18 protein-coding genes are annotated in these 23,309 nt (G+C 69.6%); 6 read left to right on the top strand and 12 right to left on the bottom strand.

Going from position 1 to position 23,309, the window contains the following annotated elements; all coding sequences use genetic code 11:
- Positions 1-120 precede the first annotated feature (120 nt).
- The 5 genes from B0E52_RS13475 to def form a co-directional block, all read right to left on the bottom strand.
- Positions 121-1,089, bottom strand: a complete 969-nt coding sequence (locus tag B0E52_RS13475; protein ID WP_254426803.1) for a glycosyltransferase — start codon at positions 1,087-1,089, stop codon at positions 121-123.
- Complete coding sequence (locus B0E52_RS13470) at positions 1,086-2,861, bottom strand: glycosyltransferase family 39 protein (protein WP_077484592.1); 1,776 nt, start codon at positions 2,859-2,861, stop codon at positions 1,086-1,088. The genes B0E52_RS13475 and B0E52_RS13470 overlap by 4 nt, the downstream gene beginning before the upstream one ends.
- Before the next feature lie 164 nt (positions 2,862-3,025).
- On the bottom strand, positions 3,026-4,321 hold the full coding sequence (gene rsmB, locus B0E52_RS13465) for a 16S rRNA (cytosine(967)-C(5))-methyltransferase RsmB (protein ID WP_077484590.1): 1,296 nt from the start codon (positions 4,319-4,321) through the stop codon (positions 3,026-3,028).
- The gene (gene fmt, locus B0E52_RS13460; RefSeq protein ID WP_077484588.1) at positions 4,314-5,294 is read right to left on the bottom strand and encodes a methionyl-tRNA formyltransferase; all 981 of its coding nucleotides are present in this window, start codon (positions 5,292-5,294) and stop codon (positions 4,314-4,316) included. Before fmt ends, rsmB begins: the two co-directional genes overlap by 8 nt.
- A 2-nt stretch (positions 5,295-5,296) precedes the next feature.
- Positions 5,297-5,806: a peptide deformylase gene (gene def / locus B0E52_RS13455; protein WP_077484586.1), complete on the bottom strand. Its 510-nt coding sequence runs from the start codon at positions 5,804-5,806 to the stop codon at positions 5,297-5,299.
- A 143-nt stretch (positions 5,807-5,949) separates the two neighbouring features.
- Here def and B0E52_RS13450 point away from each other — a divergent pair, with 143 nt between their 5' ends.
- The 6 genes from B0E52_RS13450 (at position 5,950) to purD (ending at position 15,191) form a co-directional block, all read left to right on the top strand.
- A complete protein-coding gene (locus B0E52_RS13450; RefSeq protein ID WP_077484584.1) occupies positions 5,950-7,074 on the top strand; it encodes a LysM domain-containing protein in 1,125 nt (374 codons plus the stop codon).
- Positions 7,075-7,210: 136 nt separating this feature from the next.
- Positions 7,211-8,341 (top strand): DNA-processing protein DprA, encoded by a 1,131-nt coding sequence (gene dprA, locus B0E52_RS13445; protein ID WP_077484582.1) that lies wholly within the window; start codon positions 7,211-7,213, stop codon positions 8,339-8,341.
- Positions 8,342-8,476: 135 nt separating this feature from the next.
- Positions 8,477-10,966: a DNA topoisomerase I gene (locus tag B0E52_RS13440; protein ID WP_077484580.1), complete on the top strand. Its 2,490-nt coding sequence runs from the start codon at positions 8,477-8,479 to the stop codon at positions 10,964-10,966.
- A 189-nt stretch (positions 10,967-11,155) separates the two neighbouring features.
- Entirely contained in the window at positions 11,156-11,728 is a 573-nt protein-coding gene (locus B0E52_RS13435) for a Sua5/YciO/YrdC/YwlC family protein (RefSeq protein ID WP_077484578.1), read from the top strand.
- Positions 11,729-11,873: 145 nt separating this feature from the next.
- The gene (locus tag B0E52_RS13430; RefSeq protein ID WP_077484576.1) at positions 11,874-13,238 is read left to right on the top strand and encodes an AMP-binding protein; all 1,365 of its coding nucleotides are present in this window, start codon (positions 11,874-11,876) and stop codon (positions 13,236-13,238) included.
- A gap of 672 nt (positions 13,239-13,910) precedes the next feature.
- Entirely contained in the window at positions 13,911-15,191 is a 1,281-nt protein-coding gene (purD, locus tag B0E52_RS13425) for a phosphoribosylamine--glycine ligase (protein ID WP_077484574.1), read from the top strand.
- 133 nt (positions 15,192-15,324) lie between these two features.
- On the opposite strand, the gene pgm is transcribed toward purD, so the two are convergent.
- The 7 genes from pgm to B0E52_RS18415 form a co-directional block, all read right to left on the bottom strand.
- Entirely contained in the window at positions 15,325-16,971 is a 1,647-nt protein-coding gene (pgm, locus tag B0E52_RS13420; protein ID WP_077484572.1) for a phosphoglucomutase (alpha-D-glucose-1,6-bisphosphate-dependent), read from the bottom strand.
- 126 nt (positions 16,972-17,097) lie between these two features.
- On the bottom strand, positions 17,098-18,762 hold the full coding sequence (pgi, locus tag B0E52_RS13415; RefSeq protein WP_077484571.1) for a glucose-6-phosphate isomerase: 1,665 nt from the start codon (positions 18,760-18,762) through the stop codon (positions 17,098-17,100).
- Positions 18,759-19,862, bottom strand: coding sequence for a transaldolase (gene tal / locus B0E52_RS13410; protein WP_077484569.1), 1,104 nt, complete (start codon positions 19,860-19,862; stop codon positions 18,759-18,761). Before tal ends, pgi begins: the two co-directional genes overlap by 4 nt.
- Positions 19,863-19,923: 61 nt before the next feature.
- Positions 19,924-20,610, bottom strand: coding sequence for an HAD family hydrolase (locus B0E52_RS13405; protein ID WP_077484567.1), 687 nt, complete (start codon positions 20,608-20,610; stop codon positions 19,924-19,926).
- Entirely contained in the window at positions 20,604-22,007 is a 1,404-nt protein-coding gene (zwf, locus tag B0E52_RS13400; protein WP_077484565.1) for a glucose-6-phosphate dehydrogenase, read from the bottom strand. The genes B0E52_RS13405 and zwf overlap by 7 nt, the downstream gene beginning before the upstream one ends.
- Before the next feature lie 357 nt (positions 22,008-22,364).
- Positions 22,365-22,607, bottom strand: coding sequence for a DUF6429 family protein (locus B0E52_RS13395; protein ID WP_077484687.1), 243 nt, complete (start codon positions 22,605-22,607; stop codon positions 22,365-22,367).
- 102 nt (positions 22,608-22,709) lie between these two features.
- The gene (locus B0E52_RS18415; RefSeq protein ID WP_139351688.1) at positions 22,710-23,135 is read right to left on the bottom strand and encodes a hypothetical protein; all 426 of its coding nucleotides are present in this window, start codon (positions 23,133-23,135) and stop codon (positions 22,710-22,712) included.
- Positions 23,136-23,309: the final 174 nt, after the last annotated feature.

The raw sequence follows: 23,309 nt of genomic DNA, 5'->3' as shown, positions 1-23,309 counted from the left end.
ATTCCGTTCGCGCTGAGCGTGGCTTGCGATAGCAGGCGCACGCGGGGAAGCGCCATTCATGGCCACTCCCCGCGTCGGCCCTGCGGGCCTGCGCTCAGGGCGAACGGGTGAGGATGGGCATCAACAAATGCTTTCGAGCGCTTCGCGCAGCCGCGCCGGAAACGCGGCGCGCTCGGCTTCGTACCACGCCCGCGCGGCCGCACCCAGTGCATCGGCTTCGACCTCGGGTATCGTCACGCAGCGTTCGATCGCGTGCGCCATGTCCGCGTCGTGGAAGCCGTACAAGGTGGCCAGATCCTGCGAGCCCGTGGCTTGCGCCGGCACCAGCACACCGCGCTCGGTGGTCACGAGCTCGTGCATCGGTTCGGCATCCAGGGTCAGCACCACCGCACCGCAACTCATCGCCTCGACCAGGTAGTGGCCGTAGCCCTCGGTCTGCGAGGGACAGAGGTGGAAGCGGTGTTCGTTCTGCAGGCGGCGATAGGCGTCGTCGTCGAGGTGTTCGCGAAGCAGCACCACGTTGGCGGGGAGCGCGTCCAGTGCCACCCGCTTGCGCCGCCATGCCACGGTGAGCACGGGCCATCCGGGGTGCGCGGCCCACAGCCTGAGCAGTGCCGCCGTGCCCTTGTTGGCACTGCGGCCAGGACCGTGGAAGAAGGCATGTCGGCGCGGCACCGCGGTGTCGCGGCGGTCGGGACTGGTGAAGCCGACATGCCGCACGGACTTGCCCAGCGCCGCGAACAGGCGCTCGGCGTGGCGGGTCTTGGTCCAGACCACGTCGATGCGATCCAGCGCGTGGCGATCCTGGGCGCGGAAGTATTCCGGGTTCGGCACCAGCACGTTGCGCCGCGCGGCGGGGGCGAACTCGGGGCGCACGCGTTCCAGCATCAGGTTGAGGTCGAACGCGGGCTGGTGCCCGGTGAGGCGCAGGCGCGTCAGCCATTCGGCGAAGCGGCTGCGGTGTGGCAGTCCGGAGGTGCGCACCGAGGCGCCCGCGTCGCCCAGCGCCGCGGCGAGCAAGGCCATGTCGCGGCTGAGCCCCGCGCCGTTGTCGCGGCCGAGCAGCTGGATCCGTGGCCTGTCCGTCACGGACCCGCCTGCATGTCGGCACCTTCGGGATCGGCGTCCGGCGCCTCATCCACCTTGGCGCCCGGCAGGCAGCCCGGCACCAGCGCGTCGGCCCTGAACATCCACCAGTCGCGCTGGTTGGCATGGCCGAGGGAAATCGCCTTCGCGCGATCCACGCAGTCGCCCATCGCCGGCTGCTGCACGAACAGCCAGCGCGTAGCCGGTGCCTGCGCCTGCCATTGCACCGCGCGGGCGAACTGGATGTGCCACGGCACCTTGAAGCCGAAATCGGTGGCGGGGCGATCGAGCATCAGCAGGTTCTGCTCGGTCCACGCGACGAGGCCCAACTCGTCGTGCGGGCCGAGATGGCCGCGCACCTCGGCCATCAACGCGGAGGAAGAACTGGAGGGGTTCAGCAGCGGCACCGCCCAGCAGCCCCAGGCCAGCCACAGCGCGGCCATGCCGCCGCACACCGCCCACACGGCGCGGCGCACGCGCAGCACGGCGACCAGGGCCAGCTGCACCGCGCCCAGCACCACGCACATCCACCACAATTCGGTACCGCCGTCGGCGAGGTCGCGGTCGGCGGCGAACTGCGCCACCTTCGGTGCATGCGAGAGCAGGGCGTAACCGCCCAGCGCCAGCATCGCCGCACCCAGCACGGCGATGAACACCAGGCCCGCCACGCGCAGCCAGCGCTTGGGCAGCAACTCGTCCACGAACGGCGCGCAGGCCAGCGCCAGCATCGGCAGCGCGGGCAGGATGTAGACGTCGCGCTTGCCCGGCGAGGCGCTGAAGAACAGCAGCACCAGCACCACCCAGCCCAGTGGCAGCAGCACGCGCGCGTCGCGCGCCTTCAACCGCTGCCACCAGCGCGGCAGGCAGCCGGGATAGAGCAGGGACAGCGGCAGCCAGCTGAACAAGAGGATCGGCAGGTAGTACCACCAGGCGTGGAGGTGGTGCCACGCATTGGCATAGCGTTTCGCGGTCTGCTTGAACAGGATGTCGTGCACGTAGGCCGCGTAGGCCGGATTGCCGTCGCGCGCATGCGCGGTGAGCAGCATCGGCAGCAGCCACAACGCGATCGCCGCCAGCACCGCCACCAGTCCCAGTAGCCAGCGCCACCACGCGCCGCGACCGGGCCGCGCCACGCCGTCCCAGCCCCGCCACGCCGCCCAGGCGTAGGGAACCAGCATCAGCAAGGCGAGGAAACCCACGCCCTTGGTGATCACGCCCAGCCCCGCGCAGAAGCAGCCCAGCCAGTACAGCGGCCAGTGCGTGGCGCGCGGCGCGCCGTCATCGGGCGGCGCCAGCAGGTGGCGCAACAGCCCCCAGTTCGCCGCGGTGATGAAGAACATCACCAGCGGGTCGATCTGTGCGCGCTGGCTCTGGTAGACGAACTGGAACGCCAGCAGCAGGCCGCCCGCGGCATACAGGCCGGTGCGGCGGTTCCACAGCCGTCGGCCGAGGTCGTACACCAGCAGCAAGGTGCCCAGCCCGGCCAGCAGCGAGGGCAGCATGAAGGCCAGCCGCCACCAACGCACCAGCTCGAAACTGGCGGCCTCGGCCCACATCAGCATCGGCGGCTTGTCGGCGTACAGCTCGCTGCCGCGGTGCGGGAACAGCCAGTCGCCGCTCTCCACCATCTGCTTGGCCGCCAGCGTGAAGCGCGGTTCGTCCGAGGGCCAGGGGTCGCGCAGGCCGATGCCGGCGCCGAGTATCACCAGCGCGATCAGCAGAAACAGCCAGAACTGGCGGCGTTCCTGCGGCGTGGCCTTGGAGAGAGCGAACATGGGCAACTCAGAGAGAGGGTGAGCTTCTTGCTTTCGCCTCTCCCGCTGGCGGGAAAGGCTGCCCGGCAGGGCTGGAGAGGGCGCTACTCGATCAGGCCGTGCGGCTGCGCCGCGCCCCTCTCCGGCCTTCGGCACCCTCTCCCGCCAGCGGAAGAGGGAAACGGTCAATGCTTTTCGAGCACCGCATAGTACATGCCGTCGAGGTCGCCATCGCCGGGCAGGATCTGCCAGCCGACGGCAGCGGCCTGCCCCACCGGCAGGTCGAACGCGACGGTGTGTGCGTCCGGTTGCGCCGCCAGCAGCTCGCCCACGATCGCCTCGTTTTCCGCGCGCAGCAGCGAGCAGGTGATGTACAGCAGCCGCCCGCCTGGCGCCAGCAGCGGCCACAGCGCGGCCAGGATGCGCCGCTGCTGCGCCTGCAGCGCGGCGATGTCGCTGGCACGGCGGTGCAGGCGCACGTCGGGCCGCCGGCGCAGCACGCCGGTGGCCGAGCACGGCGCGTCGACCAGGATGCGGTCGAACGGCTGGCGGTTCCACCAGGCTTTCGGTGCGCCCGCGTCGCCGATCAGCAGGCGCGCGTCCAGGCGCAGCCGCTGCAGGTTCTGGCGGATGCGGTCCACGCGCGGCGGCGCGGAGTCCAGCGCGGTGAGGTCGATCTCCGCGCGTTCCAGCAGGTGGCAGGCCTTGCCGCCCGGCGCGGCGCAGGCGTCGAGCACGCGCAGGCCGTCGCGCAGGTCGGCGAGGTCGGCGGCGATCTGCGCGGCGCCGTCCTGCACCGCGAAGGCGCCGGCGTCGAAGCCGGGCAGGCGGGTCACGTCGGTGCTGTGCGGCAGCATGATGGCGTCGGCGAGCCAGGCATGCGGTTCGGCCGTCTGGCCGTCCAGGCGCAGGTGTTCGACCAGTGCCTCGCGCCTGCCGTGGCGGCGATTCGCGCGCAACATCAGCGGCGGTTCGCGATTGTCCGCCGCCAGCACCGCCTCGGCCTGCGCCGGCCAGTCGCGCGCGATCGCCTCGGCCAGCCAGCGCGGATGGGCGTGGCGGGTTTCCGGTTGCGCATCGAGCGCCGCCAGATGCGTGGCGCGCTCGCGCTGCCAGCGCCGCAGCACCGCATTCACGAGCCCCGCGAATTGCGGCCGCTTCAGCGCGCGCACCGCCTCCACCGTGGCCGCCACCGCGGCGTAGTCGGCCAGCTCCAGTACCTCCAGTTGCACCAGGCCGAGCACCAGCAGCGCATGCACCACCGGCGCCTTCTTGCGCAGCGGCTGATCCAGCAGGCGATCCAGCGCGGCGTCGAAACGCGGCCACCAGCGCGCGCCGTCGCTGACCAGGGCCATCAGCAGGGCGCGGTCGCGGGAATCGGGGAGTCGTGGCACATGGCGTTCCATCGCTTCGCGCAGGGACGCGCCGCGCAGGGCGATGTCGGCGAGGGCTTTTGCCGCAAGGGCGCGGGTGTCATTCATGGGGCGCGCGTGGCCCCCTCTTCCCGGCGTACCCCGCAGGGGAGAGGGCGCCAAGCTGCCGCAGCTCTGGCCGCGTATTGAGGTAATCCGCGGCACCGATGCGCTTGCCGCCGGCGCGCTGCACGGCAGTGATGCGCAGCACCCCGTTTCCGCAGGCGATGTCGATGCCCTCGCGCCCGGCACCGAGCACGCTGCCCGGCGCGGCGTCGTGCGCATGGTCGAGCGCGTGGGCGGCCCAGATGCGCAGCGCCTCGCCGGCGATCCCGGCATCGCTGCCCGGCCACGGGTCGAAGGCGCGCACCTGGCGCTCCAGTTCGAGCGCGGGGCGGGCGAAGTCGAGCGCCGACTCGGCCTTGTCCAGCTTGTGCGCGTAGACGACGCCCTCGGCCGCCTGCGGCGTGGCGGCCAGCGTCTCGCCGGCCAGCACGCGACGCAGGCCTTCGGCCAGCGCTTCCGCGCCCAGCGCGGCGAGGCGGTCGTGCAGCGAACCGCCGGTGTCATTGCGCGAAATCGGCGTGCGCCGCTCCAGCAGCACCGGGCCGGTGTCGAGGCCGGCCTCCATCTGCATGAGATCCACGCCGGTCTCGGCGTCGCCGGCGAGGATGGCGCGCTGGATCGGCGCCGCGCCGCGCCAGCGCGGCAACAGGCTGGCGTGCACGTTCCAGCAGCCCAGGCGCGGGGTCGCCAGCACCTTGCGCGGCAGGATCAGGCCGTAGGCCACCACCACCATCAGGTCGGGCCGGTACGCGGCCAGCGCAGCCTGTGCCGCGGCGCCCTTCAACGACTCGGGCTGCTCGACCGCGATGCCGGCGGCCAGCGCGGCCTGCTTCACCGGGCTGGGCGCGAGCTTGCGGCCGCGGCCGGCGGGACGGTCGGGCTGGGTGTAGACGGCCGCCACGTCGGCGCCGCTCCCGCGGCAGGCTTCGAGGCAGGGGACGGAAAATTCGGGCGTGCCGGCGAAGACGACCCGCATGCTCAAGCGCTGACGGCCTGCTTGCGCTGCTTCTCCAGGCGCTTGAGCAGCAGCGAGCGCTTCAGCGGCGAGAGGTGGTCCACGAACACCTTGCCGGCGAGGTGGTCCATCTCGTGCTGCACGGCCACGGCCAGCGGACCTTCGGCCTCGTAGATGAATTCCTTGCCGTCCACGTCGCGGGCCTTCACCTTCACCTTCAAGGCGCGGGTGACGTCGGCATAGACGCCCGGGAAGGACAGGCAACCTTCCTGGTAGACCTGGGCGCCGTCCTTCTCGACGATCTCGGCATTGATCAGCACCAGCGGCTGGTTGCGCTCGTCGCTCATGTCGATCACCAGTACCTGCTGGTGCACGTTGACCTGGGTGGCGGCGAGGCCCACGCCGTTGGCGGCGTACATGGTCTCGAACAGATCGGCGACGAACTGCCGGAGTTTTGCGTCGAACACGCCGACCGGCGCGGCCTGGGTGCGCAGGCGGGGATCGGGGAATTCGAGGATGGTGAGCAGTGACATGCCGACATTGTAATACGCCACTGGCGTGGGGGAGCCGACGGCAGCGCCCCACGGCGGCCGTGGATTCTGCGACCCGGTGCCGATTGCACCGCTTAATGCTTCGGTTACACTCGCTCTCACCGCGGGGAGGGGGATTCCCACCAATGTTCAAGAAAGCCTTCACGGTGCTGGCCGGCACCATGGTCGCGGCGGCTGTTTGTGCCGCCGGCGCCGCGCAATTGCGCAGCAACCATCCCGATTCGTACACGGTGCGCCGCGGCGACACGCTGTGGGGCATTTCGGCGAAATTCCTGGTCAAGCCGTGGCTGTGGCCGGAGATCTGGCAGGCCAATCCGCAGGTGCGCAATCCGCACCTGATCTACCCGGGTGACGTGCTCAACCTGTCCTTCATCAACGGTTCGTCGCTGAAGCTGGAGCCGGCCATGCATCGCGAGGGCGACGCGGTGCCGGCGATCCCGCTGGACGCGCTGAAGACCTTCCTGAAGGACCTGCGCGTGATGGATTCCAGCGCGGTCAGCAAGGCCCCCTACGTCGTGGGCGTGGAAGAGAACCAGCTGCGCGCCACCTCTGGCCAGAACCTCTACGTGCGCGGCCTCGACAGCCAGCCCGGCCAGCGCTGGGCGATCGTGCGGCCCGAGCATGTGTTCCGCGGCTTCGACGACGGCTCCGGCGGCAACGCGGTGTTCGGCGACGAGCTGTACGCGAACGCGGCGATGGTGAAGTCGCCGTGGGATGAGGACTTCGACAACGGCTCCGGCCATTATCGCCGCGGCCGCGACATGGGCGTCGAGGTGAAGGTGATCGGCACCGCCGAGACGCTGCGCGCCGGCGACCCGTCCACCCTGCTGCTGCTCGATTCCACCCAGGAAGTGCGCAGCGGCGACCGCGTCATGCCGGTGGACGACAACCCGTACGACCCGTACTTCTACCCGCACGCGCCGAAGGCCCTGCCCAAGGACGGCCGCGTGATCGCGTTCACCGACGCGATGGACGCGGTGGGGCCGCACCAGGTGGTGGCGCTGTCGGTGGGCTCGAAGGACGGCGTGGACAACGGCACCACCTTCGCGATCTGGCAGCCCGGCGAGAACATCCACGACGACGTGGCCAGCAACAGCTGGGACCGCGCCGTGGGCAAGCGGGTCACCCTGCCGGAGGAATACATCGGCCACGTGATGGTGTTCCGCACCTTCGACAACGTCAGCTACGGCCTGGTGATGGACGGCCTGCGTCCGGTGAAGAAGGGCGACAGGCTGCGCCTGCCGGAGTAGGCGCACCCCCGGATCAAGTCCGGGGCAGGCTCTGTGCGCGAACGCCCTGCGTTGCGCACGCGTAGGTTTCTCCCGACACGACGGCGCGGCTCGATCCGCGCCGTTTTTGTTGGAGTCGACTGCGTACACTGCCGGCATGGACGAGACGGAAGAACTGCGCGCCTGGCTCACCGCCTTGCGCACGCCGGGGCTGGGCCAAGGCGGCCTGCGCGAGGCGCTGGCCACGGCCGACGGCCGCATCGATGCCGCACTGGCGCGGCTGCGCCGGCAGGCCGCCGCGCTGGACGAAGGCGCGGCCGCTTGGCTGGACGCGCCCGACGAGGCGCGCCTCGCCGCCGACCTCGCCTGGCTGGCCGAACCCGGCCATCGCCTGCTGCGCTGCACCGAGGCGGATTTCCCGCCGCTGCTGGAAACCATCCCGCAGCCGCCGGCCGCACTGTTCGTGGCCGGCGACGCCGGCCTGCTGCTGCATCCGCAGGTGGCCATCGTGGGCGCGCGCGGCGCCAGCCCGGCGGGGCTGGAACACGCCCGCCGCTTCGCCCGTGCTTTGGCGCTGGCCGGTTTCACGGTGACCAGCGGCATGGCCGACGGCATCGACGGCGCCGCCCACGCCGCCGCGCTGGATGCGGGTTGCGCCACCATCGCGGTGGTCGGCACCGGGCCGGACCGGGTCTACCCGCGCAAGCACCACGCGCTGGCGCAGCGGATCGCGGCGCAGGGTGCCGTGGTCAGCGAGTTCCCGCCCGGCACCGCGGCGCGGGCCGACCATTTCCCGCGCCGCAACCGCCTCATCTCGGGGCTGGCGCTGGGCGTGGTGGTGGTGGAGGCGGGCCTGCAGTCCGGCTCGCTGATCACCGCGCGGCTGGCCGGCGAGCAGGGCCGCGAGGTGTTCGCGCTGCCCGGCTCCGTCGCCAACCCGCTGGCGCGCGGCTGCCACCGGCTGATCCGCGACGGCGCCCGGCTGGTGGAGGAGCCCGCCGAGGTGATCGAGGCGCTGGCCCCGGCGGCGCGTGCGCTGGGGGTGGAACTGGCCGAGCGGCTGGCCCGGCCCGGTGCGCCGGCCCCAACCCGCGACGGCGGCTGGCGCGACGACCCGGACTACCGCCGCCTGCTTGATGCTCTGGGCCACGATCCGGCCACGCTGGACGAGCTGGTGCGGCGCAGCGGGCTGGCCGCGGCGGCGCTGTCCTCGATGCTGCTGATGCTGGAGCTGGAGGGGCGCGTGGCCGGCCTGCCGGGCAACCGCTACCAGTGCATGCCGGGGTAAACGGCACCCCGAAACCCGCGCCATGGCGCGCTTTCACGCCGCCCGGCTTGACAGCCGTCGCGCCGTCTGGCCTCACTAATATATAGACATGTCGCACTGCGGCATGAATCACCACGCCACCCCATATCGAGATTCATGGCCAAGAACCTGCTCATCGTCGAATCGCCCGCCAAGGCCAAGACGATTAACAAATACCTCGGCAAGGACTTCCAGGTCCTCGCTTCCTACGGCCATGTGCGCGACCTGAAGCCCAAGGAGGGTGCGGTCGATCCGGACCACGGCTTCGCCATGAAGTACGAGGTGATCGAGCGCAACGAGAAACACGTCGATGCGATCGCCAAGGCGGCCAAGCTGGCCGACGACATCTACCTCGCCACCGACTTGGATCGCGAAGGCGAGGCGATCAGCTGGCACATCAGCGAGATCCTCAAGGACCGCGGCCTCACCAAGGGCAAGCAGTTGCACCGCGTGGTGTTCTCCGAGATCACGCCGAAGGCGATCAAGGCCGCGGTGGCCGCGCCGCGCGAGTTGTCGCTGGACATGGTCGATGCGCAGCAGGCGCGCCGCGCGCTGGACTACCTGGTCGGCTTCAACCTCTCGCCGGTGCTGTGGCGCAAGGTGCAGCGTGGCCTCTCCGCCGGCCGCGTGCAGTCGCCCGCGCTGCGCATGATCGTGGAGCGCGAGGAAGAGATCGAGGCGTTCAAGGCGCGCGAATACTGGACGGTGGAGGCGCAGATGCGCCACGCCGAGGGCGAGTTCAGCGCCCGGCTCACCAAGCTGCACGGCAAGAAGTTCGAGCAGTTCGACCTCACCAACGAACACGATGCGCACGCCGCGCGCAACGCGCTGAAGGAAGCCGCGCACGGCCGCCTCACCGTGGCCGAGGTGGGCAGCAAGGAGCGCAAGCGTCGCCCCGCGCCGCCATTCACCACCTCCACCCTGCAGCAGGAGGCCGCGCGCAAGCTCGGCTTCACCACCAGCCGCACGATGAAGGTGGCGCAGGGCCTGTACGAAGGCGTCAGCCTCGGCAGCGAGGGCAACGTGGGCCTGATCAGCTACATGCGTACCGACTCGGTGGCGCTGGCCGACGACGCGCTGGCCGAGCTGCGCGCGCTGATCGCCCGCGACTATGGCACCAAGGCGCTGCCCGACGGGCCGCAGTTCTACAAGGCCAAGAGCAAGAACGCGCAGGAGGCGCACGAGGCGATCCGCCCGACCTCCGCCATGCGCACGCCGCGCGAAGTATCGACCTACCTCAACGACGAGCAGCGCAAGCTGTATGAGCTGATCTGGAAGCGCACCGTGGCCTGCCAGATGCTCCACGCCACGCTGAACACCGTGTCGGTGGACTTCGAGTTGCCGCACGCCGCGGGCGGTCCCGCCACGTTCCGCGCCACCGGCACCACCGTGGTCGACCCCGGCTTCCTCGCCGTGTACGAGGAAGGCCGCGACCAGAAGAACGCGGATGACGACGACGAAGGTCGTCGCCTGCCGAAGCTGGAGAAGGGCGAGGACGTGCCGCTGAAGGAGATCGTCGCCGACCAGCACTTCACCGAGCCGCCGCCGCGCTATTCGGAAGCCTCGCTGGTGAAGGCACTGGAGGAATACGGCATCGGCCGCCCCTCCACCTACGCCAGCATCATCCAGGTGCTGCTGAATCGCGAATACGTGCTGCTCGACAGCCGCCGCTTCAAGCCCACCGACATCGGCCGCGCGGTGGGCAAATTCCTCGCCCAGCACTTCAGCCGCTACGTGGACTACGACTTCACTGCGAAGCTGGAGGACGAGCTCGACGCGGTGAGCCGCGGCGAGGAAGCCTGGGTGCCGCTGATGGAACGCTTCTGGCAGCCGTTCAAGCAGCAGGTGGACGAGAAGACCGAATCGGTGGATCGCAGCGAGGCCACCGGCGCGCGAGAGCTGGGCGCCGACCCCAAGAGCGGCAAGCCGGTGTTCGTGCGCCTGGGCCGCTTCGGGCCGTATGCCGCGATCGGCGACAAGGATAGCGACGAGAAGCTGCAGTTCGCCTCATTGCGCCCCGGCCAGAGCATGCACACCATCACGCTGGCCGAGGCGCTGGAACTGTTCAAGCTGCCGCGCCAACTCGGCCAGGCGGAGAACGGCGACGAGGTGATGGTCGGCGTGGGCCGCTTCGGTCCGTTCGTGAAGCAGGGCAGCACCTACGCCTCGCTCAAGCCCGAGGACGACCCCTACACCATCGAATTGCCGCGCGCGCTGCAGCTGGTGGAAGAGAAACTCACCATGCTCGCCAACCGCTTGATCGCGGATTTCGGCAACGGCGTGCAGGTGCTCAACGGCCGCTACGGCCCCTACATCACCGACGGCGAGAAGAACGCGCGCATCCCCAAGGACCAGGAGCCGAAGGAACTCACCGAGGCGCAATGCATCGAGCTGCTCGCCGCCGCGCCGGTGAAGAAGGGCGGCCGCTTCGGCAAGAAGACCGCCGCGGCGAAGAAGACCGTGGCGAAGAAGGAGCCGGCGGTGAAGAAGACCGCCGCGAAGAAGGTGCCGGCGAAGAAAACCGCCACCAAGAAGACGGCCACCAAGAAAACCGCGACCAAGAAGACGGCAACGAAGAAGGCCGCCGCGAAGAAGACGCCCGCCTGATGCGCGCCATGCTGCGGCCTTCGCGGTTGCCCGCTGCCGCCCGGGGAGCGGCAATGCCCGTAGGTCGGGCTTCAGCCCGACACGCAACCCAAGTCGGGCTGAAGCCCGACCTACGGCCCGACCTGCGCCAGCCCCATGCATCCGGCTGTCGCATCCCCATGGGCATGGTGCCCGTGGAACACTGAGCCGATGCCACAGACCTTTACCTTGGCCGAACTCGACGCCGCCGCCGCGTTGCTGCGCGCGGGCGGCGTGCTGGCCTACCCCACCGAGGCGGTCTATGGCCTCGGCTGCGATCCGCACGACCGCGTCGCCTTTGAAAAGATCTTCGCGCTGAAGCAGCGCCCCGCCACCCAGGGCGTGCTGCTGATCGCCGCCGACTTCGCCCAGGTCGAGCGCTACATCGATTTCGCCCAGGTGCCCGATGCCGTGCTCGCCCAGGTGCGCGCCAGCTGGCCCGGTCCCCACACCTGGATCTTCCCGCGCAGCGCCGCCGTGCCCGACTGGGTGGCCGGTGCGCACGCCGGCATCGCGCTGCGCGTCACGGCGCACGAGCCCGCCGCCGCACTGTGCCGCGCCTGGAGCGGTGCGCTGGTCTCCACCAGCGCCAACCCGCACGGCGAACCGCCCGCGAAGAGCGCGCAGACCGTGCGCGACTACTTCGGCGACGCGCTGGACGGCCTGCTCGACGCCCCGCTGGGCGCGCAGGACCGCCCCACCACCATTCGCGACGCGCTCACGGGCGCTATCATCCGCGCCTGACTTCACGGTGAATCGAAGCTGCCACGGTCTGGCGCGATTCAGCGGCGCGAGCAAGGGGACCCCCTAGCATCATGGACGCCAGCCCGGCACGGGCCGGCAAGGTATGGATGGCCGCGACACGGCCGGACTCGGGAGCAAGCATTAGGTGGCCATCGTCTACGACAGCCTGGAGCGTGCGCCGGCGCCAGCCGGATTGCCCCTGCTGAACGCCTGCGACCCGCGCCGCATCGTGGCCTGGCGCCACGGCGCGGCGGTGCGCGCGGCGCAGTTCCTCGCCCACGTCGAACAGGTCGCCGCGTTGCTGCCCGAGGCGAGCGCCGCGGTGAACCTGTGCGAGGACCGCTACGCCTTCCTGGTCGCGTTCTGCGCGATCGCGCGGCGCGGCCAGGCCAACCTGCTGCCGCCCTCGCGCGCGCCGCAGGCGGTGGAGGAGGTGATGGCTGCGCATCCGGGCAGCTACGCGCTGGGCGAACTGGCGCTGGCGCCCGCGCCGCACGGCTACCGCAAGCTGCCCGCGCTGGACGCCGACCCCGACGCCGCACCGGCGCTGGCGCCCGCGCTTCCCGCCGACCAGGTCGTGGCGATCGGTTACACCTCCGGCTCCACCGGCGCGCCGCGCGCCAACGCCAAGAGCTGGCGCAACCTCAGCGCCAGCAGCGCCGGCACGCTGGCGATGCTGGGCGCCGTGGCCGGCGCGCCGTTCCACGTGGTCGCCACCGTGCCGCCGCAGCACATCTACGGCATCGAGATGAGCGTGCTGCTGCCGCTGCTGGGCGAGGTGGCGGTGCATGCCGGGCGGCCGTTCTTTCCCGCCGACGTGGCCGCCGCGCTGGCCGAGATACCGGCGCCGCGCGTGCTGGTAACCACGCCGGTGCACCTGCGCGCCCTGGTCGCCGCCGGCACCGCCTTGCCGCCGCTGGCGGCGATGCTGTCCGCCACCGCGCCGCTGCCGATCGAACTGGCGCTGGCCGCCGAGCAGGCCTTCGGCGCGCCGCTGCTGGAGGTATTCGGCTCCACCGAGACCTGCGCCTTCGCCAGCCGCCGCGTCACCCGCGACGCGGACTGGACACTGTACGAGGGCGTGCGCCTGCACCCGCAACCCGACGGCACCCTGGTCGAGGCGCCCCAGCTCGACACACCCGTGGTGCTGGCCGACATCGTGAGCCTGCACGACGAAGGCCGCCGCTTCCGCCTCCGCGGCCGCAACACCGACCTGCTGGAAATCGCCGGCAAGCGCGCCTCGCTGGGCGACCTCACCCGCCGCCTCCTGGCCATCCCCGGCGTCGAGGACGGCATCGTGTTCCAACTCGATGCGGCGGACTCCGCCGGTGTGCGCCGCATCGCTGCGCTGGCGGTGGCGCCCACGCTCTCCGAGGCCGCGATCCTCGACGCCTTGCGTCGCGCGGTCGATCCGGTGTTCCTGCCGCGCCGTCTGCGGCTGGTGGAGGCGCTGCCGCGCAACGAGACCGGCAAGCTGCCGAGGGCGGCGCTGCTGACGCTGCTGGGCTGAATCTCTGACCTTGCGCCCCCTCTCCCCATTGGGGAGAGGGTTGGGGTGAGGGGCGGGTGCTCGCCATGCGCTCTCTTGATTCGGTTCTTCTCGCTGCTCGCGCAAGCGACAAATGCCGTTTCGAGCCGCTGCCGCGGCCCGAGCTACCTTCTCTCGCTTGTCCGAGAGAAGGTAACCACGCCACCGCAGGAGCGGTGGCGAACGGCGAAGCCGGCCCGAAGGGCGGAGGGCAGGATGCCCGGAGTCAAGAGAGGGACACCCCGATGGCGCGCCCTCCAGGCTTCCTGCCCTGCGGGTGCACGGACGGGTTACGGGGTTTTTCGACGGCACGTCCCTGTACCGGCGAAAAACTGGCCGGCCTCCATGCCGGCCATCCTGCGGACTTTCCTCCACCCGCCCGCCGCGCCATAGGGGCCCCGGGTAGAGCAGCGCGCTCCCAGCGCACACTCGGACGCAGCCGCGCAGCGGCTGCGAGAGCAGGCGCAGCAGCGCCAGATGCTCGGCTTTTGATCCAGTTTTCCGAGCGGTGCACACAGGAAGTAACTCGGGCGCCGGCAGGTGCTCGAAACTGCTTTTCAGACTGGCGATGTCGTTGCCGAGGTGGGCGATCCGCGGCGCCGGCTACAATAGCCGGCCATCCCCACGCGACAGCGTTCCCTTCGGAGTCTCGGCATGAAAGTCCTGGTCATCGGCAACGGCGGTCGCGAGCACGCGCTGGCGTGGAAGCTCAAGCAGTCGCCGCGGGTGGACGAGGTGATCGTGGCGCCGGGCAACGCGGGCACCGCGCGCGAGCGCGGCGTGCGCAACGCGGACGTGGCGGTGACCGATCTGGACGGCCTGCTCCAGCTCGCGAAGGCCGAGAAGGTCGGCCTCACCGTGGTCGGCCCCGAGGTGCCGCTGGTGGCGGGGGTGGTGGACAAGTTCCGCAATGCCGGCCTGCGCATCTTCGGGCCGCGCGCGATCGCCGCGCAGCTGGAAGGCTCCAAGGCCTTCGCCAAGGATTTCCTGCTGCGCCACAACATCCCCACCGCGCGCTACGCGGTGTTCACCGAGTTGAATCCCGCGCTGGCCTACGTGCGCACGCACGGCGCGCCGATCGTGATCAAGGCTGATGGCCTCGCCGCCGGCAAGGGCGTGGTGGTGGCGCTGACCCAGGCCGACGCGGAGCTGGCGCTGCACGACATGCTGGGTGCGCATGCGTTCGGCGATGCCTCGGCGCGGGTGGTGATCGAGGAATTCCTCGACGGCGAGGAAGCCAGCTATATCGTGATGAGCGACGGCCAGCACGCGCTGCCGATGGCATCGAGCCAGGACCACAAGCGCCGCGACGAGGGCGACCTTGGCCCCAACACCGGCGGTATGGGCGCGTATTCGCCCGCACCGGTGGTCACGCCGGAAGTGGAGCAGCGCATCCTCAAGCAGGTGATCGAGCCCACCCTGCACGGCATGGCCAGCGAGGGCGCGCCCTTCATCGGCTTCCTCTACGCGGGCCTGATGATCGACAAGGCCGGCAACCCCAAGGTGATCGAGTTCAACGTGCGCTTCGGCGACCCGGAGACGCAGCCGATCATGCTGCGCCTGAAGTCCGACCTGGTGGAACTGGTCGAGGCCGCGCTGGACGGCCGGCTGGCACAGACCCGCGCGCAGTGGGACGCGCGCCCCTCGCTGGGCGTGGTGATGGCCGCCGGCGGCTATCCCGGCAAGGTGAAGAGCGGCGACGTGATCGACGGCCTCGACGCGAAGTTCGGCGCGGATGCCAAGGTGTTCCACGCCGGCACCAAGCTGGATGCGGAAGGCCGCGCGGTGACTGCCGGCGGCCGCGTGCTCACCGTCTGCGCGCTGGGCAAGGACATCGCCGAGGCGCGTGCGCATGCCTATGACACTGTGGCGAAGATCCGCTTCGACGGCGCGTTCTGCCGGCGCGATATCGCGCACCGGGCACTGCACCGCTGAGGCCGCTTCACTCCCTCCCCTGCACGCAGGGGAGGGCTGGGGTGGGGTGCTCTACGTACATGCAGCGCGGCTGCGCCGCGCCCCCTCTCCCGCCTTCGGCACCCTCCCCCGCGAGCGTGGGAGGGGAAACACTTCAGGCCAGCGCCGCGTCCACCACCGACTGCGCTTCCTGCAGCAGGCTCTTGAGGTGCGCCTCGTCCTTGAAGCTCTCGGCGTAGATCTTGTAGATCGCCTCGGTGCCGGAGGGCCGTGCGGCGAACCAGCCGCTGGCGGTGGCGGCCTTGATGCCGCCGATCGCGGCGCCGTTGCCGGGGGCCTTGTCGATCACCTGCACGATCTTCTCGCCGGCCAGCGTGTCGGTCTTCAGCTGGTCCGGCGATAGTTTGGACAGCTTGGCCTTCTGCGCGGGCGTGGCGGCGGCCTCGACGCGGTCGGCGTACGGGCGGCCCAGCTCGCGGGTGAGCTGCTCGAACAGTTCGCCGGGGTCCTTGCCCATGCGCGCGGTGATCTCGGCGGAGAGCAGGGCGGGCACCAGGCCGTCCTTGTCCGTCGTCCACACCGAACCGTCGTGGCGCAGCAGCGAGGCGCCGGCGCTTTCCTCGCAGCCGAAGCCGAGCTGGCCGTCGAACAGGCCCGCCGAGAACCACTTGAAGCCCACCGGCACCTCGACCAGCGAGCGGCCCAGGCGCTTGACCACGCGGTCGATCAGCGCGGTGGTGACCACGGTCTTGCCCACCGCCGCCTTCGCGTTCCAGCGCGGGCGGTGGCGGAACAGGTAGTCGATCAGCACCGACAGGTAGTGGTTCGGCTCCATCAGACCGGCGGAGCGCGACACCACGCCGTGGCGGTCGTGGTCGGTGTCGCAGGCGAAGGCCACGTCGTACTTGTCCTTCAGCCCGATCAGGCGCTGCATCGCGTACTTCGAGGACGGATCCATGCGGATCTTGCCGTCCCAGTCCACCGTCATGAAGGCGAACTGCGGGTCGACTTCGCTGCTCACCACGCTGAGGTCGAGCTTGTAGCGCTCGGCGATCGGCGCCCAGTAGTGCACGCCCGCGCCGCCCAGCGGGTCCACGCCCATGCGCACGCCGGCGCTGCGGATCGCGTCGAAGTCGATGATGTTGGCGAGGTCGGCCACGTAGGCGCCGAGGTAGTCGTGCTCGTGCGTGGTGGAGGCCTGGCGCGCCTGCGCGAACGGCTGGCGCTTCACGTCCTTCAGCCCGGCTTCGAGGATCGCGTTGGCGCGGTTCTCCACCCACTTCGTGATGTCGGTGTCGGCGGGGCCGCCGTTGGTGGGGTTGTACTTGAAGCCACCGTTGTCGGGCGGGTTGTGCGAGGGCGTGATCACGATGCCGTCGGCGAGGCCGCTGCTGCGCCCCTTGTTGTAGACGAGGATCGCGTGCGACACCGCCGGCGTGGGCGTGAACTCGCCGCCCGCGGAGATCATCGTCGTCACGCCGTTCGCGGCCAGCACTTCCAGCGCGTTCTCGAACGCCGGCTGCGACAGCGCATGGGTGTCGGCGCCGATGAACAACGGGCCGGTGATGCCCTTCGACTGGCGGTAGTCGCAGATCGCCTGGCTGATCGCGAGGATGTGGTGCTCGTTGAAGCTGCCGTCGAACGAGCTGCCGCGATGGCCCGAGGTGCCGAAGGCCACGCGCTGCGCGGGCACCGACGGATCGGGCCGCACCGCGGTGTACGCGGCGAGCAGCTTGCCGATGTCGACGAGGATGGACTTCGGCGCCGGCTTGCCGGCGAGCGGGCTGATCTGCTGGCTCATGGGGATCTCGATGGGTTGCCTTGTCGTTCCCCTCCCCCTGCTTGCAGGGGGAGGTCGGGAGGGGGTGCCTTGGCGCCTCGAAGAGCGACCCCACCCCAGCCCTCCCCTGCACGCAGGGGAGGGAGTTCAAACGTTGCCGCGCAACTGGCGATAGCGACGGATCAACGCGTTGGTCGAGCTGTCGTGCGCGAGCCTCGGTTCCGTGGTCGCGACCAGCTCGGCGATGGTGGTCTTCGCCAGCTGCTTGCCCAGTTCCACACCCCACTGGTCGAAGGAGTCGATGTCCCAGATCGCGCCCTGCACGAACACGCTGTGCTCGTACAGCGCCACCAGGCTGCCCAGCGCGTACGGGGTGAGCCGCTCGGCGAGGATCGTGCTGCTGGGCCGGTTGCCCTCGAACGTGCGGTGCGGCGCCAGCGCGGCATCCGTGCCCTCGGCGCGCACCTCCTCGGTGGTCTTGCCGAAGGCCAGCGCCTCGCCCTGGGCGATCAGGTTCGCGATCAGCAGGTCGTGCTGGTCGCCGCCCGGCTTTCCATCGGCATGTTGGGCCGGCACCGGCTGCAGGGTCTGGCCGAAGCCGATGAAGTCGCACGGCACCAGCCGCGTGCCCTGGTGGATCAGCTGGTAGAACGAGTGCTGGCCGTTGGTGCCCGGCTCGCCCCAGTAGATCGGGCCGGTGGCGTAGTCCACATGCGCGCCGTCCAGCGTGACGTGCTTGCCGTTCGACTCCATCGTGAGCTGCTGGAGATACGCGGGGAAACGCTTCAGGTACTGCTCGTACGGCAGCACCGCCACCGTGGCGGCGTCGAGGAAGTTCGCGTTCCAGATCCCGAGCAAGCCCATCAGCACCGGCAGGTTGGCCTCGAACGGCGCGCTGCGGAAATGCTCGTCCATCGCGTGGAAGCCGGCGAGCATGGCGCGGAAGTTGTCCGGGCCGATGGCGAGCATGGTGGACAGGCCGATCGCCGAATCCATCGAGTAGCGGCCACCCACCCAGTCCCAGAAGCCGAACATCTGCTTGGTGTCGATGCCGAACTTTTCCACCTCGGCGGCATTGGTAGACACCGCCACGAAGTGCTTCGCCACCGCGCTCTCGTCGCCCAGCGCCTTCACGCACCAGGCCCGCGCCGCATGCGCGTTGCTGAGCGTCTCCAGCGTGGTGAAGGTCTTGGAGCAGACGATGAACAGCGTCTCGGCGGCGTCGAGGCCGTGCACCGCCTCGGCGAAGTCCACGCCGTCCACGTTGGACACGAAGCGGAACGTCATGTCGCGGCGGCTGTAGTCGCGCAGCGCCTCGTAGGCCATCACCGGGCCGAGGTCGGAGCCGCCGATGCCGATGGAGACCACGTTACGCATCGGCTTGCCGCTGTGGCCCTTCCACGCGCCGCCGCGCACGGCGTCGGCGAACGCGGCCATGCGGTCCAGCACCCCGTGCACGTCCGGCACCACGTCGTGGCCGTCGACCAGGATCTTCTCGCCCGCCGGCGCGCGCAGCGCCACGTGCAGCACGGCGCGGTTCTCGGTGGCGTTGATCTTGTCGCCGCGGAACATCGCCGCGATGCGGCCCTTGAGGTCACGCGCGGCGGCCAGTGCGCGCAGCAGGCGCAGCGCCTCGTCGTCCACGCGCTGCTTGGAGTAGTCGTAGTACAGGCCCACCGCCTCGGCCACGAGGCGCTCGCCGCGCTTCGGATCGGCGGCGAACAGTTCGCGCAGGTGGCGGGTTTCGAGCCGGTTGCAGTGCTGCTGCAGGGCTTGCCACTCGGGCAGCAAGGTGAGGTCGGCGCGGCTCATCGGGCGATCGTCTCCCGCGACTTGGCGTCCAGCGCGTGCTGCTTGTCGGCGATACGCTGCAGCAGCTGCTTCCACGACTTCACGAAGGCGTCGGCGCCGTCGTCCTGCAGCTTCCTGGCCAGCGCATCGAGGTCCACGCCGGCCTTGGCGATCTTCGCCAGCACCGCCTCGGCGTCGCCGCCGTCCACCGGCAGCACCGCGCCGGGCTTGCCGTGGTCGGCCACTGCGTGCAGGGTCTTCTCGGGAATGGTGTCGACGGTGTCTGGCGCGGCCAGCGCGTCGACGTAGAGCGTGTCGGGCGCGTTCGGATCCTTGGTGCCGGTCGAGGCCCACAGCAGGCGCTGCGGCCGCGCGCCGGCGGCGGCCAGCTTGAGCCAGCGCGGCGAGGCCAGCAATTCGCGGTAGGCGTGGTAGCTCTGCTTGCCCACCGCGATGCCGAGCTGGTTGTGCAGTTCCGTGGGCAGCTGCGGGTTCGCCGCCACGTCCCAGCGGCTGATGAACAGCGAAGCCACCGAGGCCACCTGCGGGTCGAGCCCCGCGGCCACGCGGCGCTCGATGCCGCGCAGGTAGGCCTCGGCGGCGGCCTGGTATTGCGCGCAGGAGAACAGCAGGGTCACGTTGATCGGGATGCCGCGGAAGATCGCTTCCTCGATCGCCGGAATGCCCTCGGGCGTGCCGGGGATCTTCACGTACAGGTTCGGCCGCTGCGCCTGCGCGTGGATCGCGGCGGCGGCGGCGATGGTGCCGGCGGTGTCGGCGGCGAGCAGCGGCGAGACTTCCATCGACACCCAGCCGTCCACCTGGTGGGTGGCGTCGAACACCGGCCTGAACAGGTCGGCGGCGCGGCGTAGGTCTTCCAGCGCCAGTTCGATGAACAGGTCTTCGCCCGCCCGCCCGGCCAGCGATTTGGCATGGATGCCGGCGTCATAGGCGTCGCCGCCGCCGATCGCGGCGTCGAAGATGCTGGGGTTGGAGGTGAGGCCGGTGACCGAAAGCTCGGCGATGTAGCGCGCCAGCGTGCCGTCGTCGAGCAGGGTGCGGGTGATGTTGTCCAGCCACAGGCTCTGGCCGAGGTTGTGCAACTGCTGGGTCGCTTTCATGCGGGCTCCGGGGATGGGGAGAGGGTTTTTGTTTTCGCGGCTTCAGCCGCGACAGGTGTATTCAGGCGTGCGCGAGATCTGCAAGCTTACGCTCCCGCAGTTCCGCGATGCACGCGATCGCGAGGTCGGGCGCGGGCTCGATGGCCTGGTTCGCCGCGGCGGCGGCGTAATGGCCCTGGCGCACCCACACGGTGGTGAGCCGCGTGCCAAGCTGGCGCTTCATCGCGGCGAGGATGTCCGGCTTGTCGTCCACCATCACGTAGTGCGCGGCGGGGTAGCGCTGCTGCATGGCGTCCAGCATCTGTTGCTTGTGCAGGTAGATCAGCACGTCGCCCTGCAGTGCCTGCCACAGACCGGCGCGATGGATCTTGCGCGGCTGGAACACCACGTCGCCGTCGGAGAGGATCACCGGCCGGCCCAGCGTGCGCAGGTGGGCGATGGTTTCCAGCGCCCCGGGAAACAGCCGCTGTTCGAACGGGTAGTCCAGCAGGAAGCCGGACATTTCCAGCAGGCCTGGGTGGTTGTCCAGCCCGTGGCGGAAGCGCTGCAGGGCGTCGAGGTAGTCGGCGTAGCCGCGCTCATCGCGCAACTCGGCGTAGATCGCCCAGTAGCGGTCGCGCTCGCCCGCGCCGAAGCGGCGTTCCAGCTCGTCGCCGAGGTCGGCGGCGAAGCGGTCGTTGTCGAGCAAGGTGTCGTCCACGTCGAGCAAGATGACGAGCGGCGCGGGTGCGGCAGTGTCGATCAGCATGGCGGCGCGGCCTCCGGCTGCGGGTCGTGCCAGCCCTCGTCGCCGGCCAGTGGCGCCGCCTCGGGCGGGCCCCAGCTGCCGGGTACGTACGGGCGCACCGCGTCTTCGTGTTCGAGCACCTGGTCGACCACCCGCCATGCCGCTTCCACGCATTCGTCGCTGGTGAACAGCGCGTTGTCGCCGCGCAGCGCGTCGCCCAGCAGGCGTTCGTAGGGCGCCATCTCCACGCCGCTGTGGTGGCGCGCGATCAATTCCACCGGCTCGCCCTGCATCGCCTCGCCGGGGCGCTTCACCCGCATGCCTTCGGCGATCACCACCTGCGGGCTGAGCCGGAAGCGGAAGTAGTTCGACTGCGGCGCGCCGATCGCGTCAAACACCGACAGCGGCGGCGCCTTCATGTCCACCATCACCTGGGTGGTGGTGAGCGGCAGCTTCTTGCCGGCGCGGATCAGGAACGGCACGCCCGACCAGCGCCAGGTGTCGATCGCCAGGCGCAGCGCCACGAAGGTCTCCACGTCGGAATCCGCCGCCACGCCGGGCACGTCGCGGTAACCCTGGAACTGGCCGCGCACCACGTCCGCCGGCTTGAGCGGCCGCATCGCGCGGAACAGCCGCAGCTTCTCGGCGTTGATCGCCGCCGGATCGCTGCCGATCGGCGCGTCCATCGCCAACAGCGAGGTCACCTGCAGCAGATGGTTCTGCAGCACGTCGCGGATCGCGCCCACGCCCTCGTAGAAGCTGCCGCGGCCGTCCACGCCGAACTCCTCGGCCATGGTGATCTGCACGCGGTCCACGTAGCGGTTGTTCCATACCGGCTCCAGCACGCTGTTCGCGAAGCGGAAGTACAAGAGGTTCTGCACCGCCTCCTTGCCGAGGTAATGGTCGATGCGGAAGATCGAGTGTTCCGGGAACACCGCGTGCAGCGTGCGGTTCAGCGCCTGCGCCGAGGCGAGGTCGCGGCCGAACGGCTTCTCCACCACCACCCGCGCGTCGTCGGCGCAGCCGGCGGCCTTGAGGCTGCTCGCCACCGTGCCGAACAGCGAGGGCGGGATCGCGAGGTAGTGCAGCGGTGTCTTCGCGCTGCCCAGCGCCTGCTTCAGCTGCGCGAAGGTGGCGGCATCGTTGTAGTCGCCGTCCACGTACTGCAGCCGTGCGGAAAGCTTCGCGAACGCGGCCTCGTCCACGTCCTTGCCGGCCTTCTTCGCCGCCTCCGCCACACTGTCGTGCGCGCGCTGGCGCAACTGTTCGACCGACCAGCCGGCGTGCGCCATGCCGATGATCGGCACGTCCAGTCCGTCGCGCGCCACCATCGCCAGCAGGGCGGGGAAGATCTGCTTGTAGGCCAGGTCGCCGGTGGCGCCGAAAAACACCAGGGCATCGGAAGCGGGGTTCGTCATGAGCCGGGGTCTGCTCCAGGTTGGTAGGGGTGCGCCGGGGATGCGCGGCCAAGGCCGGCGCCCGCACGATGTTGCGTGCGAGAACCAAGGCACCGCCCAGCTTGACGGGCGCGGAGTGAAGCGCGCGCATAAGCCATGCTAGGGGACTGCAAGGTCGATGGCGCGGGGCACGCGGCGATGCCGCCCGTGTCGCTACATGCTGATACGAGCCAGTGTGCCGTCTGACACCGTTGCACGCCGTCGCGCACCGATACGCACCACCATCAATGTGTACAACGCCACCATCTGCCAGTGCCTGGAAGCTCGAGGCAAGAGCGTCATGCGGACGGGTTGACGGGGGAGTCTCCTACGGAGATGTTAGCCGGCATTGTCCGGGCCAGACGAAAAAAGCTGCTCTGCAATTTTACGACCGCGCTCAAGGCCCTGCGGCGTAAGCCAGACCGACTTGTTTTTGCTTGCGGGTTTCTCGATGAAGTCCTGGGCATCGAGGCGATCCGTTACGTCGAAATCGAACCCCTTCCAAGCTCTGCCACCATCGAAGCTGAAAGCCGCAAGCAGTGCAAGTACCGTGTCCTCGATTTCGGACTCGTCGTAGGCCATGTTGGGAACCTCAAAGAGCAAGTACCTCAGTATGGCGGCTAACGCCCGAGGTAACCGGCGCAAAGACCGCGTAGCGGGATTTGCGTCCGGTTGACCGAGTTGTTAGGCCAATTGTTTGAGTTGCTCATGATCAGTCACCGACCCAGCGGAAACAAACACATAACCATCTCGCTCCTTGAGTATAGGTTTGTCCTCGTAGCAATCGCCGCGAAGCAGCCCACCGCACTTGGGACAATGAGGTGGCGCCATATACAAATAGCGACCACCGCACTCACACGGATCGAAGAGAGCTTCGATGCTTGCGTAGACCGGCAGAAGATGACGATCGTAGAACTCGAACCCTGGATCGGCTGCTGTCAAATTGGGCCAAGAAATGCCATTGCTTGGCAATAACTCGCGATCTTTGAGCAACAGTACTTTCGGGCACGACGAGCAGTACAACGCCTGCATATCACAAAACCCAAGGTGATAAATCTCGCCGTGGACTTCGGCGTTGCAAGCTTGGCAGACGATGATCTGTGCGGTCATTGGCCTAACGCTTGAATTAAGCGGCGGCGCAGCCGTCCGCCTTGAACGAGTAAAAAGAGACTTCCCCTCCCTTCGGCCTCGAAGGCCATGATGGTGTTGCGACACAACCGTCAGCAGAAGAGGAAGTCTCCATGAGCACTATAACCCTCGGCGTGGACTTGGCAAAAAACGTGT

The organism is Rhodanobacter sp. C06, assembly GCF_002001105.1.
In the GTDB taxonomy this organism is placed as follows: domain Bacteria; phylum Pseudomonadota; class Gammaproteobacteria; order Xanthomonadales; family Rhodanobacteraceae; genus Rhodanobacter_A.
This window is presented reverse-complemented; position numbering and strand designations above follow the sequence as displayed.